Origin of the sequence: Neosynechococcus sphagnicola sy1 (assembly GCF_000775285.1) — a bacterium.
In the GTDB taxonomy this organism is placed as follows: Bacteria; Cyanobacteriota; Cyanobacteriia; order Neosynechococcales; family Neosynechococcaceae; genus Neosynechococcus; species Neosynechococcus sphagnicola.
In genome coordinates this window covers 1-16,504 of record NZ_JJML01000062.1, presented here as the reverse complement: position 1 = coordinate 16,504, position 16,504 = coordinate 1, and the positions used below count along the sequence as shown (strand labels likewise).

At 51.8% G+C, this 16,504-nt stretch carries 15 protein-coding genes and 3 pseudogenes; 8 read left to right on the top strand and 10 right to left on the bottom strand.

The window, feature by feature from the left end; translation table 11 throughout:
- Positions 1-47: 47 nt before the first annotated feature.
- From DO97_RS21540 to DO97_RS18335, 4 genes are all read right to left on the bottom strand, one after another.
- On the bottom strand, positions 48-1,844 hold the full coding sequence (locus DO97_RS21540) for a WD40 repeat domain-containing protein (protein ID WP_052128943.1): 1,797 nt from the start codon (positions 1,842-1,844) through the stop codon (positions 48-50).
- Positions 1,819-2,382, bottom strand: a complete 564-nt coding sequence (locus DO97_RS21535; protein WP_162183031.1) for a WD40 repeat domain-containing protein — start codon at positions 2,380-2,382, stop codon at positions 1,819-1,821. The genes DO97_RS21540 and DO97_RS21535 overlap by 26 nt, the downstream gene beginning before the upstream one ends.
- Before the next feature lie 2 nt (positions 2,383-2,384).
- Positions 2,385-3,074 carry a J domain-containing protein gene (locus DO97_RS18340; protein ID WP_036536248.1) on the bottom strand — a complete coding sequence of 230 codons (690 nt, stop codon included), beginning with the start codon at positions 3,072-3,074 and terminating at the stop codon, positions 2,385-2,387.
- A 162-nt stretch (positions 3,075-3,236) separates the two neighbouring features.
- Entirely contained in the window at positions 3,237-4,019 is a 783-nt protein-coding gene (locus DO97_RS18335) for an ABC transporter permease (protein WP_036536246.1), read from the bottom strand.
- A 26-nt stretch (positions 4,020-4,045) separates the two neighbouring features.
- Between DO97_RS18335 and DO97_RS18330 the strand changes: the two genes are divergently transcribed.
- The gene (locus DO97_RS18330) at positions 4,046-5,386 is read left to right on the top strand and encodes a glycosyltransferase family protein (protein ID WP_239651871.1); all 1,341 of its coding nucleotides are present in this window, start codon (positions 4,046-4,048) and stop codon (positions 5,384-5,386) included.
- Here the strand turns inward: DO97_RS18330 and pgsA are convergent.
- A complete protein-coding gene (gene pgsA, locus DO97_RS18325) occupies positions 5,338-5,862 on the bottom strand; it encodes a CDP-diacylglycerol--glycerol-3-phosphate 3-phosphatidyltransferase (RefSeq protein WP_036536264.1) in 525 nt (174 codons plus the stop codon). The genes DO97_RS18330 and pgsA overlap by 49 nt on opposite strands.
- Before the next feature lie 175 nt (positions 5,863-6,037).
- Between pgsA and DO97_RS18320 the strand changes: the two genes are divergently transcribed.
- From DO97_RS18320 to cobT, 3 genes and pseudogenes are all read left to right on the top strand, one after another.
- The gene (locus DO97_RS18320) at positions 6,038-6,739 is read left to right on the top strand and encodes a Crp/Fnr family transcriptional regulator (RefSeq protein ID WP_036536244.1); all 702 of its coding nucleotides are present in this window, start codon (positions 6,038-6,040) and stop codon (positions 6,737-6,739) included.
- Positions 6,736-7,473 carry a DUF2232 domain-containing protein gene (locus DO97_RS18315; RefSeq protein WP_036536241.1) on the top strand — a complete coding sequence of 246 codons (738 nt, stop codon included), beginning with the start codon at positions 6,736-6,738 and terminating at the stop codon, positions 7,471-7,473. Before DO97_RS18320 ends, DO97_RS18315 begins: the two co-directional genes overlap by 4 nt.
- A gap of 25 nt (positions 7,474-7,498) precedes the next feature.
- Positions 7,499-8,621, top strand: a pseudogene (gene cobT, locus DO97_RS18310) (nicotinate mononucleotide-dependent phosphoribosyltransferase CobT).
- A gap of 136 nt (positions 8,622-8,757) precedes the next feature.
- Here cobT and DO97_RS18305 read toward each other — a convergent pair.
- The 5 genes and pseudogenes from DO97_RS18305 to DO97_RS18285 form a co-directional block, all read right to left on the bottom strand.
- Entirely contained in the window at positions 8,758-9,111 is a 354-nt protein-coding gene (locus DO97_RS18305; protein WP_036536239.1) for a hypothetical protein, read from the bottom strand.
- Positions 9,112-9,263: 152 nt separating this feature from the next.
- Positions 9,264-9,497: pseudogene (locus DO97_RS27005) on the bottom strand (transposase); the annotation flags it as partial.
- 9 nt (positions 9,498-9,506) lie between these two features.
- A pseudogene (locus DO97_RS18295) lies at positions 9,507-10,018 on the bottom strand (IS1 family transposase); the annotation flags it as partial.
- A 149-nt stretch (positions 10,019-10,167) separates the two neighbouring features.
- Complete coding sequence (locus tag DO97_RS18290) at positions 10,168-10,533, bottom strand: STAS domain-containing protein (RefSeq protein ID WP_052128940.1); 366 nt, start codon at positions 10,531-10,533, stop codon at positions 10,168-10,170.
- A 61-nt stretch (positions 10,534-10,594) separates the two neighbouring features.
- Positions 10,595-12,841: a SpoIIE family protein phosphatase gene (locus DO97_RS18285; protein WP_204368747.1), complete on the bottom strand. Its 2,247-nt coding sequence runs from the start codon at positions 12,839-12,841 to the stop codon at positions 10,595-10,597.
- 433 nt (positions 12,842-13,274) lie between these two features.
- On the opposite strand from DO97_RS18285, the gene DO97_RS18280 reads away from it, so the two are divergent.
- From DO97_RS18280 to DO97_RS18265, 4 genes are all read left to right on the top strand, one after another.
- Positions 13,275-13,478 (top strand): hypothetical protein, encoded by a 204-nt coding sequence (locus DO97_RS18280; protein ID WP_036536234.1) that lies wholly within the window; start codon positions 13,275-13,277, stop codon positions 13,476-13,478.
- 98 nt (positions 13,479-13,576) lie between these two features.
- Entirely contained in the window at positions 13,577-14,467 is an 891-nt protein-coding gene (locus tag DO97_RS18275) for an adenylate/guanylate cyclase domain-containing protein (RefSeq protein WP_052128939.1), read from the top strand.
- A gap of 128 nt (positions 14,468-14,595) precedes the next feature.
- Positions 14,596-16,011: a class II fumarate hydratase gene (gene fumC, locus DO97_RS18270; RefSeq protein WP_036536233.1), complete on the top strand. Its 1,416-nt coding sequence runs from the start codon at positions 14,596-14,598 to the stop codon at positions 16,009-16,011.
- Positions 16,012-16,136: 125 nt separating this feature from the next.
- Positions 16,137-16,504 (top strand): integrin alpha (locus DO97_RS18265; RefSeq protein ID WP_476703528.1); only part of this gene is annotated, 368 nt, incomplete at its 3' end.

Here is a 16,504-nt window from a genome sequence, read left to right as displayed (position 1 = left end):
GGTGAAAGGGCTGAATGTTTTCAGTAAAAAGTCATGCATAATCCAGGCTAGAGGGATTCCAGGAGTTGCTTCACCTTTTGGAAATTAGCAGTATCCTTCCGGGCTTGGTAGATGCTGGCAGCCATTTGTAAATCCTTCACCGCCCCTGGGCGATCGCCCAATTGAGCTAGGCCAATGCCCCTGGCACAGTAGACTTCTGGATTGTTGGAATCTAATTGGATCGCTTGGGTGCAGTCGGCAACTGCTGCTTGATAGTTCCCCGCCCCAAACTGCGCCATGCCTCGATAGTAGTAAGCCAAGACGTCCTGGGGATTCAGGGTCAAGGCTTGGGTATAGTCGGCGATCGCCTGCTGCGCGTCTCGCAAACTATCCCGTACCTGCCCCCGACCCACATAGGCGCGGGCAAATTTTGGTTGCAGGTGAATTGCTTGACTAAAGTCCTCTAGGGCGCGATGGAAGTCTCCCAGGGTATGACGACTTTCGCCCCGACGACAATAGGAGGGTGCATGCTTGGGATCAATCCGCAGGGCTTGGTTGTAGTCTTCGATCGCCCCCCGATGATCGCCGATGCGAGCCCGCGCCAGCCCCCGATAGACAAAGTGTTCTGCCTGGTTTGGCGCCATCCGCAACAGGCGGGTGAAGTCTTGGATCGCCCCCTGGTGATCCCCCATCTGCCCCCGAGCCAAACTGCGGCTGCGGAAGGCTTCAATGTGATTGGGATTGATCTGCAGCGCCCGACTGTAATCAGCGATCGCCCCTGAATAATCCCCCGTATTGGCCCGCGCTAGCCCCCGACCATAATAGCCATCCGCCTGGTTGGGAGAGAGTTGTAGGGCTTGGTCAAAGTCAGCGATCGCAGCCAAATACTCTCCCTGGCGTAACTGCACCACTCCCCGATTGCGGTAGGCTTCGGCATAATCGGGGAGTAATTGCAGCGCTTGGGTATAGTCGGCGATCGCCCCGGTGAGATCGCCAATTTTGCTCCGCACCAACCCCCGCACACAGTAAGCCTCTGCAAAGTCGGGATGCCAACGAATCGCCTGGGTGTAATCTTCTAGGGCACTTTGCCAATTCCCCAATTGGGCATAGGCGGCTCCGCGATTGCGATAGGCCGCTGCAAATTCGGGCTGGATTTGCAGGGCTTGGTTTAATTCAGCGATCGCCCCTAAATAGTCACCCTGGAGCGATCGGGTGAGGCTGCGATTATAAAAATCCTGAGCGACCGCCGCGATCGCCACCGGGGCTGTGGCAGGGGGTTCTGGGGGCAGCGTCATCGGTTGGAAAGGCGGGGCGGCTCCTTCCCTGACCCATAGCTTGCAGGTACGATCCCAACTGCCACTCACCACCCATTGCCCGAGGGGGTCAAAACCGACAGCAGTGACCACATCGGTGTGGGCTTCAAGGGTTTGCAATTGCGCCCCCGTTGTCAAGTGCCAGAGATTCAGGGTGTGATCCCAACTGCCGCTGAGCAGCCACTGTCCCTCTGGATGCACTGCTAAGGAGGAAATGGCATCCCGATGCCCCTGCAATTTCTGCCGCAGCTTGCCGGTCTCTCGATCCCAGAGGCGAATCACCCGATCCTTGCTCCCCGTGATCAGAGTTTGGCCATCAACCCCAAAGGCCACAGCATACACCTGGGTTAGGGGATGGGAAAACTGCCGACAGCATTCTCCTGTCTCCGGGTGCCAGAGGCGGGCAGTACCATCCTCACTACCACTGGCCAGCCATTGTCCATCCGTACTAAAGGCAATCGAGCGGGTATCACTGAGATGGCCAAAGAGGGTGCGCACTAACTTACCCGTGACTAAACTCCAGAGCTCAATATTGCCCCCCCACCAGTCCACAGGCCAGGATTTGCCCTTGGGGACTCACCGCCACGGCAATCACTCGGTTGGAATACACCGGCAGGGTATCCAGCAGTTCCCCTGACTCCGGTCGCCAGAGTTTGAGGGTGCGATCCCAACTGCCGGTCACCAGCAGTTGACTATCGGGGCTAAAAGCAACGGTGGTCACATAGTCCGTATGTGCTGTTAAGGTCAGATGGTGCCTGCCAGTCTGCACCTGCCAGAGTTGAACCGTACGATCGTAACTGCCACTGGCCAGCCACTGCCGATTGCCACTCAGGGCGATCGCCTGTACCTGTTTGGTGTGTTCACTCCAGGTATGGAAACACTGCCAGGGCACAAAGGCAGCAACGGACGGCGACAGATCGGGTTGCGAATCCTCCTGGGGTTGCTCTAGCAGTTCGGCCAAGGCCAAGCCCCGACGCACTAGGTATTGGGAAGGATCCTCCCATTCCAGGGATTCCAGCGGTGGCTCTGGGGAGGGATCTTTGCCAATGGGTACCAGCCCTGCTGGTTCTGGCGGGTGATCGGGATTCATCGTCATAGCCCCAACTGACTCTTCAATGCTTCCAGTCGATCCTTGGCATCGGTAATCTGTTCTTCCAGTTGCACAGCCATGTCTGCCAACAGGTTCCGTCCCCGCTCTTGGGCTTGCTGCACCTTGCGACGCAGGAGATAAAGTTCGGACTGATGCAGGGTCTCAATCTCGGTTTCAATGGCTTTGAGGCGATCTTGCACCTGAAAGATTTTCCGGATCACTCGGATCAACTCTGCTACCACCCCCTCTCCCCCAATGGACTCGGGACTCTGTTCCCACTCTTGAAGAATGGTTTGTAAACGAGCTTCATCTCCAGCCTCATAGGCTTGATTGGCTTCGATCATCAACTGCTGACGGCGGGTTCGTTCCTCCGGGTCTGTTGCCAGATCGGGATGGATGCGTTTGGCAATTTCCCGGTAGAGCTTTTTCAAACCCTCTGAGGGGGCAAAGTCCTTCGCTGTCTCCAAATACAACTGGTACTCGGCAATTTGCTCTTCAATCCGATCTAATTCTGTATAGCGAAACCCCACCATCCGTAAGTATTCATTCTCAAAGGAACGGAGTTCCACCTGCATCGTGGTCAGATCTAGCTCCCGTTGAGCCAGTTCCGCTTCAAAGGCATTTAACTCTGCCAGTTTCTTACTGAGTTCTTGCTCCTCAGGCGTAGTTCTACGGGAAGGATCATTGACCATACTGAATAGAATGAGCCTATAAATGACCCTAGCCTACCCGGAACCGTCCGAGATCGGTCAAGGTTGTGTGCCATTTCTCACAATTGCAGTCTTGATCACCACAACTATGATCAAATTTACTGGTTTCAGGGCAGGAGCGGTGAGCCGACCCCAGATTTCACCTTAGCTAGAGGCACTGGTATAAAATCGCAGCGCCAATTTCCAGAAGGCATTCGCACTGAAGAGTAAGCCTAGGGCTAATCCGACGGCACCGATCAACCACCCAATTTCACTCCGTCCCAGGAGGGCTTCAGAGGGAACAGTGGTTAAAAAGGCGACTGGAATCACAAAGGTAAAGAAAAAGCGAAACGCCGAGGGATAGGCCACCATGGGAAATCGACCCGCCTCTAAGAGCCCCCTCAACACCTCTGTGACATTATAAATCTTGACAAACCAGATGCTAGTGGCTCCCAACATGAACCAGATGCTGTAGAGACTGATCAACCCACAACCGAGGGGGAGTAATACCCACCCATAGTTTTCCAGAGTCAATCCCAAATGGTTTCCGGCATACCCCACTAAGAGGCAACCAAAGAAGATATCGGGAATTCCCCAGGGTGAGAGGGTGCGCACCGACAACCAAAACTGACTATTAATCGGTTTCAGTAGCACAAAATCTAGGGTTCCCTGTTGGACTTGGCGGACAATGCTATTGAGGTTGGGAGCCAGAAAGGTGCTACAAAATCCTTGCAGCAGGGTAAAGATCCCCAAGACAACCAATGCTTCTACCCAACTCCAGTCTCGAAAGGTATACCCGGTGCGATAGAACAGAAATAAACCAAAGAGACTGCCAGCAAGATTGCCGATGCTGCTGAGGGCTGCCAGCAAAAAGTTCAGACGGTATTCCATTTCGGCGGCGATCGCCGTCCTCCAGAACAAGCCGAGAATTCTGAGATAGCTTGGCATAGAAGCCATAAATAATGAGAGTATGCGTGAACGGAAGTGTTTTGGAAAAACCTGTGCCAGCGGTTGATATCCTCATTCTGGCGAATGGGCCGGGGGAGTTGGCAACCTGGGTCAAACCAACGGTGCAGGCATTACGCCAAACCCTGGGGACTGATCCCACCCAGGTCCGAATTTCCCTGATGCTTTCCCCCTGTCCCCATGCCACCGGCCAAGAAGTCCCGATGGCTCGCGGTTACCCAGAGATCGATCGGGTGCAGGCTGCCGATCACTTCTGGGGGTTTTTGCTCTGGGGGCAGACCCCCGAAGCTTGGGACTGGCGCGATCGCGGTGTCGTCGTGTTTCTAGGCGGGGATCAGATCTTCCCGGTACTGATCGGCAGGCGTTTAGGGTATCGCACCGTGGTTTATGCAGAATGGGACGCCCGCTGGCCTGCTTGGATTGATGCCTTTGGGGTGATGAAACCTGACCTCATTAAGCGGGTTCCCCCCCAGTATGCCCATAAACTCCAAGTGGTTGGCGACCTGATTGCGGAAGTGGCAACCCTAGCCACCGCCCCCCATCAACCAGATATTGCCCAGGCCCTAGATTTGCGTCCTGATAGTGAGTTGATCGGGCTGTTACCTGGCTCCAAAGCGGCCAAGTTAACCCAGGGGATGCCCTTAGTGCTGGCGATCGCCCACCACCTCCAGACCCTGCGCCCACAAACCCGGTTTGTGATTCCCGTTGCCCCCACCCTGGATCTAAAGACCCTGGCGAGCTTTGCCAACCCTAACTCCAACGTCTGCATCCAGCGCATGGGCGGCATCGCAGCCAAGTTAGTGACCCCCGCTGCTCCCAGGGAACGCCCCTATCTAGAAACCCCCACCGGTCTGCGAGTAACCCTCTGGACTGATTTCCCCCATTATTCGCTGCTGCGGCAGTGCCACCTTTGCCTGACCACAGTGGGGGCGAATACCGCCGAGTTAGGTTCCCTGGGGGTGCCGATGATCGTGCTATTGCCCACCCAACAACTGGATGCCATGCGCGCCTGGGATGGGCTACCAGGGTTGCTGGCTAATCTGCCGGGGGTAGGTACTCTATTTGCGCGGCTGATTAATCGGGTGGCCATGGGGCGGTTGGGACTCTTAGCCTGGCCTAACATCTGGGCAGGAGAAGCCATAGTGCCGGAACTGCTAGGGCAACTTCAACCGACGGCGATCGCGGATCAGGTATTTGATCTGTTGTGCCATCCAACCCAGCTACACCAGATGCAGCAGCGGTTACAGCAGGTGCGGGGAGCCCCCGGTGCAGCGCCAAAGCTCGCCCAACTGGTAAAGGCTCAACTGGAGGCAACATCCCCCATCTCTGGCCTACGGGGCCAGAGATAGATCGCGCCCGAGATCAAGGTAATCGCCACAGCGAGCCAAAATAGGATCAAGCCTGGTAGCTGCCAGGTGGGGGATAGGGGAGCAATTAAGAGGGCGATCGCAGCGATCTGGGTCACGGTCTTGAGTTTGCCCCACAAATTTGCCCCTGTGAGGATGGGTTGATTCACCCGCCAACCCGCGATCGCCAGTTCCCTTGCCAGAATTAAAAACACCCCCCAGGCAGGCAGTCGTCCCAGTTCCACCAGTACCAGTAGGGGAGCCAGTACCAAGAATTTATCCACCAGGGGGTCGAGAAACTTGCCCAGATCACTGACCTGGTGCAACCGTCGGGCTAGATAGCCATCCAGCCAATCCGTGGCGGCGGCCACCAAAAACACCCCCAGACTCAACCACTGTTCACCGGGTTGATAGAGCAGGTACAGCAACAGGGGAACTGCCAGCAGCCGCGCCAGCGTGATCCAGGTTGGGAGGGTGATCACTGTGAGCATGGAGTTCCTGGGAAAGTTTTGCGCTTCTAGAAGGCTTGCTGTAGGCTTGACTTATCATTTCCTCTGGTTGTGATCACCAAGGATTAAACCTGATATAATCCACTGTCTGTCCTATGGTTAAGTGAATTCTGCCTGACCACAAAGTTTATCACGCCATCGCCGCATGGAAGACCGACTGCACGCTCGTGAAGCGCAAACTCAAGGTGCTATCCGTTTGGCTCCCTTCTTTGAGGGTTTGCCAGCAACGATTGTCGAAAAGGCGATCGCCCATGTCGTTGTCCGCAGTCATCCTGCCAATCAGGTGATTCTGCTGGAAAATGACTGGGGGAGTTCGGTCTACTTTATTCTCAGTGGCTGGGTAAAAATCCGCACTTATAACTTAGATGGTAAAGAAGTAACGCTGAATATTTTGGGTAAAGGGGAACTATTTGGTGAAATGGCTCCCTTAGATGAAGTGCCTCGCTCCACGGATGTGATCACCCTGGCAGCAACGATGGTGGGCAATATGCCTGCCCAGGATTTTGTGCAACTCCTGCACACTGAACCCATGGCCGGAATTCGTCTGGCGCAGTTGATGGCACGGCGACTGCGCCAGTTGAATCGACGACTACGGCTGCGGGAGTCCGATAGCACCTCTCGGGTAGCAGACATCCTGCTGTTTTTGGCAGATGGTCAGGGTAAACAAGGGCAGCAAGGATTGGAAATCCCCAACCTGCCCCACCGGGAATTGAGTAGCCTCAGTGGTCTGGCAAGGGAGACAGTTACCCGCGTTCTCAGTAAGCTGGAAAAGAAAGCCTTAATTGTCCGCGATCGGGATAGTCTCTCGATTCCCGATGTGGTTGCCTTGGAAAAACTCTTGGTATGAGTGTACCGCTTGAAGATAATTCGGCTTCTGCTTCAGAAACCAACGACAATTTCGACCCTGAGACGATTCTAACCCCTGATATTCTTCCCCCCCGCCGACCGAGAAAACCCCTGGCGCCTGATCCGGCACTGATATTGGTGGAAACAGCATTCCTAGCAAGTGCCGCTAGTTTGATCTGGCTAGTGAATGCCTATTTCCCCTTGGGGCCGTTGCTACGCCTGTTGTTTCCGCTCCCGATTGCCCTTGTCTATCTGCGCTGGGGTAACCGCGCCGCCTGGATGGCAGCCTTGGTATCCGGTTTGCTACTCTCGGTGTTGATGGGCCCCGCTCGGAGTATTTTATTTGTCATGCCCTTTGGGTTCCTGGGGGTTCTACTGGGCTATTGCTGGCACCGAGGAACGCAATGGTGGGTCTCGATTAGTTTGGGCAGCTTACTAGGTGCCATTGGGCTGCTGTTTCGGATTTGGCTATTGTCAATCTTGGCCGGGGAAGACCTATGGCTCTACGTCACCGTTCAAATTCGTGGAACTCTGGACTGGCTATTCCTCAAATTAGGTTGGCTGATCCAGCCCGATCTGCTGTTGGTGCAGGCCAGTGCCCTCGGATTGGTGGTCTTCAATAGCATCCTCTATGTATTTGTGGTTCACCTCGTTGCCTGGTGGCTCTTAGAACGTTTAGGCAATCCCATCCCCGACCCACCAACCTGGGTGCAAGTCTTGCTTGAAGACAGTTGATGCCACGGATGCACTAGGAACTCGTTTGATTCAGATCTACACCCAGCCGACCCAAGGACAACAATGGCTCCAGCGCTACCAAGGACAACGGCCTCACTTCGTCTGTGTGTTGGGCTTTACGGCAACGGCGCTGATTCCAGGGATTTCGGCAGCCGGTGCCACCCCCGCTGATCGCCAATGGACGGCGATCGCCGATGCCGAGTTTTTAGTCAATGGTGCCCAATCCACCCCCCATCATCCCCTACCCCCCCCTCGTCGCTGGGGCTTCTCCGGTGGTAATTTCACGGGCGGTAATTGCCGGTCTGCACCTCCCCTGCTGGCTATTTAATGCGGGGCTGCCCCATCCCCTCTCCGTCCCTGCTATTGATCTCCAGGGGCAGCCCGCCCGCTGTCTCACCCAAGGACAGGCACTTGATCTGGCAACCGTTCACACCCTGTTTCACCAGGGTCAACAATGGGGAAAAACCCTAGCGGTAGCGGCCAGCGATAGCTATCTGATCCTCAGTGAATGCGTGGTCGGGGGCACAACCACAGCTCTAGCGGTTTTAACGGGTTTAGGGATTGCCGCTGGGGGCAAGGTCAATAGCAGCCACCCCACCTGCAACCATGCCCAGAAGTGGGACTGTGTGCAACAAGGATTGCAACGCGCTGGACTCTGGCAGCAACCCACCGTTGATCCCTGGCAGTTGCTGGCCGCCGTTGGAGATCCGATGCAGGTGGCCGTGGCTAGCATGGTGATCGCCGCTAGTCAGTCCTGTGGGATACTCTTGGCAGGGGGCACCCAAATGCTGGCGGTTTTTGCGCTCTGCTGTGCGATCGCCCAAACCTATGCCCTGAACTGGCAACCCCAACAGGTGGTTGTGGGCACCACCCGCTGGGTGGCGGAGGATCCCACCGGGGATACCGCGGGGTTAGCGACACTGATTGGCAGCCATTATGGAATTACCCCCTGTCTGCTGGCGACGCAACTCAGTTTTGCCCCAGCCCCCTATCCTCAGCTCCAAGTTTACGAACAGGGTTATGTCAAAGAAGGGGTAGGAGCAGGGGGCTGTGCGATCGCCGCCCATCTTTACCAGGGTTGGAGCCAAACTCAGCTCCTGCAAGCGATCGGCGCACAAATCAGGGACTGCATCGACAAACAGAGCTGAAGTCACGAATGAAGGGGATTGCAGGTAGACTCCTGATTACCTGACAGATTTTAGCTAATGCTGGGGGAAGTCGAGCCCTGTAGACATAAATTGTGTTGACTCAGCGGAGAGATTTTAAGATTCAGGAGACATCCAGTTACGGATAGGCTGTGGTTGGGGATCGTTGATAGGATCCAAAAATTGGTTGCGGATCAAGACCCGTGATCTGTTGGAACTGCTCCGGAGTCAGGGTACTAGTAATGGGATGACCCTGCCAAAACTTTAAGCGTTGATGCACCGGCACCAAGAAACCGATACCTCTTAGGAGTGGCAACTGCAACCAGTGATGAACCAAGGTTTCAGTGAGGGCTAATTCAATCAAGGGCAGTGGATAGGTACTGATTAAATCCTCTAAGTAGTCCTCAAAAGCCGCAGTTTCATCACCCGCTAATTGGTAGCTACTGACGATATAATGCACCCGTTGTCGACTTAGCCGCTCCTGAATGTCCATTTAGACCCCAATGCGAGGATTTTGCAAGGCAACTGCGAGATCAACTGCTCCCAGTTGGTGAAGGTCTGGTAGCTCAGAACCAAAACTTTTGTACCTTTAATATAGACCGCGGATGTCTCACTTGTAATCTGATTCAACGTGAGTTCGGGTGAAGCCGGACGTAAATGTAGATCGAGGACGAGAGCAGGTTTCTTAGGTTGATGACAGTAGGCTATCAAGCGACAGACCAAGTTGACCAAGAAGTTGACCGGAAAGCGAGGACGAGAATGTTCAATCTGGGAAATGTTCTGGAGTTGGTCAATGACCGACTCAATGATGGCCCGCCGCCGGAGCAGCAATCTGTCGATGAGGGGCATTAATCGCCCCTTCATGCCGCGTTTGAGGCGGGGGTAGTGCTACGCAAGTAATGATGCGTTGTAGTAATGGATGAAATACCAGATGGCACCAATGTGATTTTGCACCGATTTTGAGAAGGACAAGGTTTGTCGGACTAGTTGAGACACCCGTTGCCTCAAAGTGTTGTTGCAGCGCTCGATGTAGCTAGTCTTGCTGGTTTCCTTACCAACTGCTCGTAGCGCTTCGCTCCGCCGAAGGCGTAGGCGCTTGCTCAGTAGCACTGCCGCAAAGGCCGCCCAAAAATCGGTGTAAGCAATCGCACATTGACGATACACCGGAGGCAACGAGTCCCACAATTTACGCGCAGCCGCTTCATCCCTTGCGCCAATGTAAACACCCACAATTTCACGCGTGTCAGCATCAAGCGCCAACCATACCCATTGTTGGTTGCCCTTGTTGTCCACAAATGACCATAACTCATTAGATTGAAGCGTTAGCCTCCCGTTTTTTTAGGTGTCACCTGCACTTGACGGGGCACCTTGGCCTATTTTTCGTTGACATAGGTTTGTATAGCTCAAACCGTTCGGAAACTGTAAGCTGTATGTAGCTCATAGGGCTGTCCCGATGTTGTACTAAACATCAGAGTATTCCTATGAGCCCCTGCTAGGAAGATCTCTAGGTGATGCACTTCACGCTTGAATGGGCGTTTTAATTACCCGCTTAATCTACATTCGATTGCATTAATGCCAGGTATTCATCTAGTTCTTTGGTATTGCGGAAAACTTCAGAAAGAGGAACAGCCTTAACAATATCAAATACTTTCTGAACTTGGGGAGTAAGATTGGTGAAAAATAGCTTACCGTCTCTTGATTTCATGATTTTCCGAGTCTTGGCAAAGATCCTTAGACCGGCACTGGAGACAAAACTCAAGTTCTGAAGATCTAAAACTAGGGTGTTGATGCTAGGAGTCAAGGTATTTTGAATTGATTGATCTAACTCAGTTGCAGTGAGGGTATCCAGTTGACCATTCAGAGCTAGACGCAAGGTACTGGAGTTCGTGTTTTCAACAAGAATTTGCAATGCCATAGACTTTATCTTTTAATCAAGGATGGATGGTTGAGTTGTCATTGGCTGAGTCTAAGTTTCTTTAGCGGTTGATTGACAGACCGTTAGAATATTCTTGCCATTCAGATAAACATAGTTTACCTGCTCTGCAATTGCTTTTACCAAAAAAAACTCCTAGTCCGCCCTGGGACCGTTGCTCATCATTCATTGTCAGATCGGGTGGAAGAATTTCAGTTAGGGGATTAAAAGGCTTACCATTGTCTTCAAAGATCATCCTTAACTGTTGAGTATTAATTTCAATCCGCAAGTCAATATAGCCATCGCTACGATTTTCATATCCGTATTGAATAATATTAACCAATATCTCTTCAAGGATAAATTGGGCATCTTCAATCAATTCCATCTTCAGATGAGCTGCCTGTAAAATCTTGCCTAAGTATTGTCTTGCTGCTTCTAGCTCGGTTAATTTACTGTTGAGGGTCAGGTGCCATTTCATAACATTTTCTGCTTGAGAAAATGGACTTGAGGGTAGATACTTCAAAGCGAATAAGGTGATATCGTCTGATTGAGGAGCGTTCCCGACAAATTTCTGGCAAAATTGCTCAACAGTGCGAACTGCTCGGAGAGAACTCGTGGGTGGATAGTAGGTCATCAGCTTAACTAAACGTGTCTCCGAGAATAGTTCACCCTGGGAGTTCATTGCTTCTGTGATGCCATCAGTATAAAATAGGATTAAATCATTGGGAACAAGGACACACTCATTTTGCGAGAATACGGAATCTTCATACAGCCCTAGGGGAGATGCAGTTACCAATTCTAAATGCTGAACCTGTTGATGCCGCATGAGTAACGGGGCATCATGACCACCACTCGCAAAAATGAATTTGCCAGTGTCCAGATCTAGGACACCGCAAAAAATCGTGACGAATAAACATTCTTCATTTTCCCTACATAACTCCTGATTAACGGTACTTAGAATATCCTGGGGGGTACTGGAGATTTTGGTCAGTGTGCGAATTAAGGTTATGGTGCGTGCCATCAGCAGTGCCGCAGGAAATCCTTTGCCGGCTACGTCTCCAATAATCAAGCACAGGCGATCGCTTCCTAGTAGAAAGAAATCGTAGAAATCACCTCCCACGAACCGAGCGGGTTTTAATAAAGCAGAGATTTCATAGGGTGAAGAGGGCGCACTGAGGACATTTGTTCGAGGTACCATTGTACGTTGAATTTGTGCTGCAATGGAGAGTTCACTCTCTAGTTTTTGTTTGGCAGCAGTCGTCTCTTTCAGATTGTGAATATGGAGCAGAAGCGAGTCGCGCATTCTCCGGAAAGATTGGGTTAACCGCCCCACTTCATCCACAGAAGTTACGGGGGGTAAGTTGGTATTGAGGTTTCCCTGAGCCATTTCTTCCGTAGTGATGATGAGTGCTCGTAATGGGCGGGTCGTTAGTTGGGAGATCAGGGCAATAACAACACACATTAACACCATATCTTTCGACATAGAGAAAATCACCAGCCAGAGGTATTGCTGTTGGAGTTTTTCTAACTTTTCCGTTGGGAATAAAATGCCAATAACCCACTTTTGGGAGGGTACAGTTGTCTCAATCAGGGTACCCTGAGAATTAATTCTGGCATTAATAAAACTACGGCCTTGTTGATGATCACTCAAGGTATAACTTTTTTCAGAAAACCAGGATTCAACCTTTTTGGGATTGCCTGGTTTGACAATCCACTGTCCATTGGCTGGAGATAGCACAAATGGATCACCCAGACTGAGGTAGTTCGCTGGATCTGACTGAGTTAATTGTTGTGCAAGAAAGGGAGACAACCAATTCAAGCTCACTTCAATTGCCAGTAATTTATTGGTTGCAGTACGCCTAAAATGTGAAGGCTTAAATAGGGGAATACAATAGGTAATACTAGGGGAACCAGAGCTATTTTCGAGGAGATATGGTTGCGTCCAAAACGGCTGAGTAGAGGAGGTAATGGATTTGATATGGCAATGGGTCTGCCAAATTTTGGCTTCATTTTTATTGAGACTTTTAAAGCTTTTTTGGCGATCAAACTGCCATCCTATGGCCGTAATAGCAGATAGATAGTTTGGGATATTTACCAGGGCAACTTCCTGGATATTAGGATGTTGCTCAACCAGGATTTTTAGCAGTGAAGAGAGGGATACTCCATCATCTTGGATAGGATTATAATCTTGGTCTGTTCCCCCTTTCTGAAGGATTTGAATTGGTATCACGAAGCTCTGCTCCATCGCCATAAATTTCCCTTCAATTTCATGCGCCACAGTATTGATATGAGCCTGGGCAATCTCATTCATCCAGGCGGATAAATTATCCTCTACCAGTTTTCGAGCTTGCCAATAGGAAATTCCATAAACAGCGATCGCCGAGGCAATACAACCTATAATTAACCGATGAGTAATGCTTTTAAAATCGAAAAAGGGATGGCCTTTTCATAACCCATTGATTCAATTCTTGGAACTAAAGTAAAGTTCACATCTCATCTTGCATGAATACGTGGTGAATTTCCTAAGGTATAAGCTGTTGCGCCTCCAAACCGCATATGCCTAGTCGTGGAACCCTTGGAGTAAGGTGATTAGCTTAGCTAGCCGAAAATAAGCTTAAGGGAATGTCAACTAATGTGTGCTAAAGTATAGCGACAATTCATACTCTGTAATGCTTTGACCCACTTTGTCCTAGATCTAAATCTCACTGATCGCCTACCATTTCTCCTGCTTTTTCGGGGTTGATATGGAAACTTCCTCCAGTTACTTCATTGTCAAACGGCCCGACGGGCATTGTGAGATTCTCCCAGCCAATGCACCGGAACTTGCCCCTGCCTCTCAGCCCGACCCACCTATCATTTTGGAAACCTGGGGACCCTTTGTCTCATCAGGGGAGGCGATCGCCCGACGGGTGGGGCTGATTCGAGCCGGTAAATGCCAGCCCCTTTAAGCGATCGCGGATTGTCCCTGTATCACAGCGTCTATACTTCAAGCCCCAATCAGTGCTACAACAGAGCCAGTGAGATCAGGTCATCAATTCTCCTCGTCATGCTTGCGAAGGATGCTTCCCTAGGTATTGTGTTCGCTGATATCAGTGGCAGCACCTCTCTATACGAGCGTTTGGGCAATGTCGTAGCCCAGCAAATTATCAAACAATATTTATCACTGATCTTTGATGTGGTGATCCAGTACGGCGGCACTGTGGTTAAAACCATTGGGGATGAGGTGATGAGTTATTTTCCCACAGCCGATCTGGCCGTCGGAGCCGCCAGTGAAATGCAGTCTTGCCTGCAAGAGTCTTCAGTTCGTTCTCAGGTGGCGTTGAGTCTGCGCATTGGCGTTAACTTTGGCCCTGTGATTCAGGAAAGTGGAGATGTTTTTGGCGACGTGGTGAATGTGGCAGCACGGGTGGTGGCGCTGGCAAAACCAGGGCAGATTTTGACCACCGATCAGACCTTTCAGGCTTTAACCATGGCCTACCGTAGCAATGTCCGATTTATGGACTGCACCCCCGTGAAGGGGCGTAAACAGCCTATAAATCTCTATGAAGTCCTCTGGCAGGCCAGTCAGTCTGTGCTCACGGTGGCGAACTTTTCCCAAGCCTCTTCAGCAACACCGGGGACACACTTGCAGTTGCGGTATCTGGGTCATCAGCTAGAATTGACCCCTGATCTCACCGAACTATCCCTGGGGCGAGAGCCGGGGAATGATCTCGTGGTCGAGAATAAAATGGCGTCCCGCCGACACGCCATCATTGAATACAGTCGAGGCAAGTTTTATCTCAAGGATCAAAGTGTCAACGGTACCTATGTCTCAACCGCTGAGGGGGTTGTGCATCTGCGGCGCGAGGAACTGGTGCTAGTGGGCAGTGGTGTCATAGGTCTGGGCTGTTTAGTCTCAGCTGACATGGAAGACGCTATTCATTTCTGCTGTAGTTGATGTAATCAGTCCCTGGCGGAAATTAGATCGCAAGTTCAAATCTCTGATTTAATTCCAGCCGATCCCTGAGCAGTATCCAATGCCCTAGTTATGATCAGGGGAATGTTCTGTGACTCCTGATTTTAGTCATGCAATCTGACTCTACTGCTGCCGCTCAGCCTCGTCTTGAAACCGATAGTATGGGGGCGATCGCCGTCCCTGCTGACCGCTACTGGGGTGCCCAGACCGCCAGAGCTTTAATGTATTTCCCCATTGGGCGCTTAACCATGCCCATCGAAATTATACGGGCGATGGGTGTCCTAAAAAAAGCCGCGGCGATCGTCAATTGCGAACTGGGTAAACTGCCGGTAGAGAAGGCTCAGTTAATTATCCAGGCAGCGGAGGAAGTCAGTGCAGGCAAGCTGGATGATCATTTTCCCCTACGGATCTGGCAAACGGGCAGCGGTACCCAGACCAATATGAATGTCAATGAGGTAATTGCCAACCGTGCGATCGCCCTAGCAGGCGGGGTGCTGGGGAGCAAAACTCCGATTCATCCCAATGATCACGTCAATCAATCCCAGTCCTCCAATGACACCTTCCCCACGGCAATGCACATTGCCACAGTGATAGAGCTTCACCATCGCCTGATTCCGGCGGTGCAAAAACTCCGGGATACATTGGCGGATAAAGCCACTGCCTTTGAAGACATTATCAAAATTGGGCGTACCCACTTAATGGATGCGGTTCCCCTAACCCTGGGGCAGGAGTTCTCTGGCTATGTGACCCAACTCGATCACAATTTGCAACGCTTAGACTACGAAATGGGACACCTCTACGAACTGGCGATCGGGGGAACCGCAGTAGGCACGGGGTTGAATACTCACCCGGAATTTACCGTGCAAGTTGCCGCTGCCATTGCCCATCTGACGGGCTTTCCTTTTATTTCAGCTGCCAATAAGTTTGCCGCCCTCGCCTGTCATGATCCCCTGGTGATGATCAGTGGGGTGCTGAAAACCCTGGCCTGCTCCTTGATGAAAATTGCCAACGATCTTCGATGGATGGGATCGGGACCCCGTTGTGGACTCGGGGAGTTAATCTTACCTGCCAACGAGCCGGGATCATCGATTATGCCAGGGAAGGTCAATCCTACCCAGTGTGAGTCGATCACCATGGTCTGTGTGCAGGTGATGGGGAATGATACTGCTGTGACGATCGCCGGGTCTCAGGGCAATTTTGAGTTGAATGTCTATAAGCCGCTGATTATCCATAATGTGCTGCGATCGATTGAATTGCTAACGGATGCCTGCCATGCCTTTACCGATTACTGTGTGGTTGGCATTCAACCCAATCGGGAAAGGATTCAACAGTTCGTGGATAACTCCTTAATGTTGGTCACAGCGCTCAACCCCCACATCGGGTACGATCGCGCCGCCAAAGTAGCTCTCAAAGCCTATGCTGACGGCACAACGCTTCGAGAAGCCTGTACTGCCTTGGGATTTCTCACCCCGGAAGAATTTGACCAGCGGGTACGGCCTGAGCAAATGCTGTCGCCCCAAGCTTAGCTATCCAGATTAAACGTCACAACTGGGGTTTTCTTAGAACGTTCAAAGTCTTCTTCCTCCACCCTGATCCCTTGACCTCATTTGTCCTTACCTAAATCAGGAAAAACACTATGGTCAGCTCAGTCTTGAATCTCTCCAGCCTCAATGGCAGCAATGGCTTTAGAATCAATGGCATTAATGCGAGTGACTCCTCAGGTGGTTCGGTCAGCAGTGCGGGGGATGTCAATGGCGATGGCATTGATGACCTCCTGATTGGGGCTGATCGCGCCGACCCCAATGGCATCGATGGTTCCGGCCAGAGCTATGTGGTGTTTGGCTCCACCAGTGGCTTYAGCAGCACCCTCAGTCTCTCCAGTCTCAATGGCAGCAATGGCTTTGCCCTCAATGGCATTGCTGCTTATGACCTCTCAGGCTATTCGGTCGGCAGTGCTGGAGATGTCAATGGCGATGGCATTGATGACCTGATGATTGGGGCTTGGGGTGCTGATCTCAA

Excerpts from the sequence above, each read along its gene's own strand:
- DO97_RS21535 (WP_162183031.1), bottom strand. The coding sequence starts at position 2,382 with ATGAATCCCGATCACCCGCCAGAACCAGCAGGGCTGGTACCCATTGGC.
- DO97_RS18340 (WP_036536248.1), bottom strand. The coding sequence starts at position 3,074 with ATGGTCAATGATCCTTCCCGTAGAACTACGCCTGAGGAGCAAGAACTC.
- DO97_RS18335 (WP_036536246.1), bottom strand. The coding sequence starts at position 4,019 with ATGCCAAGCTATCTCAGAATTCTCGGCTTGTTCTGGAGGACGGCGATC.
- DO97_RS18320 (WP_036536244.1), top strand. The coding sequence starts at position 6,038 with ATGGAAGACCGACTGCACGCTCGTGAAGCGCAAACTCAAGGTGCTATC.
- DO97_RS18315 (WP_036536241.1), top strand. The coding sequence starts at position 6,736 with ATGAGTGTACCGCTTGAAGATAATTCGGCTTCTGCTTCAGAAACCAAC.
- DO97_RS18305 (WP_036536239.1), bottom strand. The coding sequence starts at position 9,111 with ATGGACATTCAGGAGCGGCTAAGTCGACAACGGGTGCATTATATCGTC.
- DO97_RS18290 (WP_052128940.1), bottom strand. The coding sequence starts at position 10,533 with ATGGCATTGCAAATTCTTGTTGAAAACACGAACTCCAGTACCTTGCGT.
- DO97_RS18285 (WP_204368747.1), bottom strand. The coding sequence starts at position 12,841 with ATGAATGAGATTGCCCAGGCTCATATCAATACTGTGGCGCATGAAATT.
- DO97_RS18280 (WP_036536234.1), top strand. The coding sequence starts at position 13,275 with ATGGAAACTTCCTCCAGTTACTTCATTGTCAAACGGCCCGACGGGCAT.
- DO97_RS18275 (WP_052128939.1), top strand. The coding sequence starts at position 13,577 with ATGCTTGCGAAGGATGCTTCCCTAGGTATTGTGTTCGCTGATATCAGT.
- fumC (WP_036536233.1), top strand. The coding sequence starts at position 14,596 with ATGCAATCTGACTCTACTGCTGCCGCTCAGCCTCGTCTTGAAACCGAT.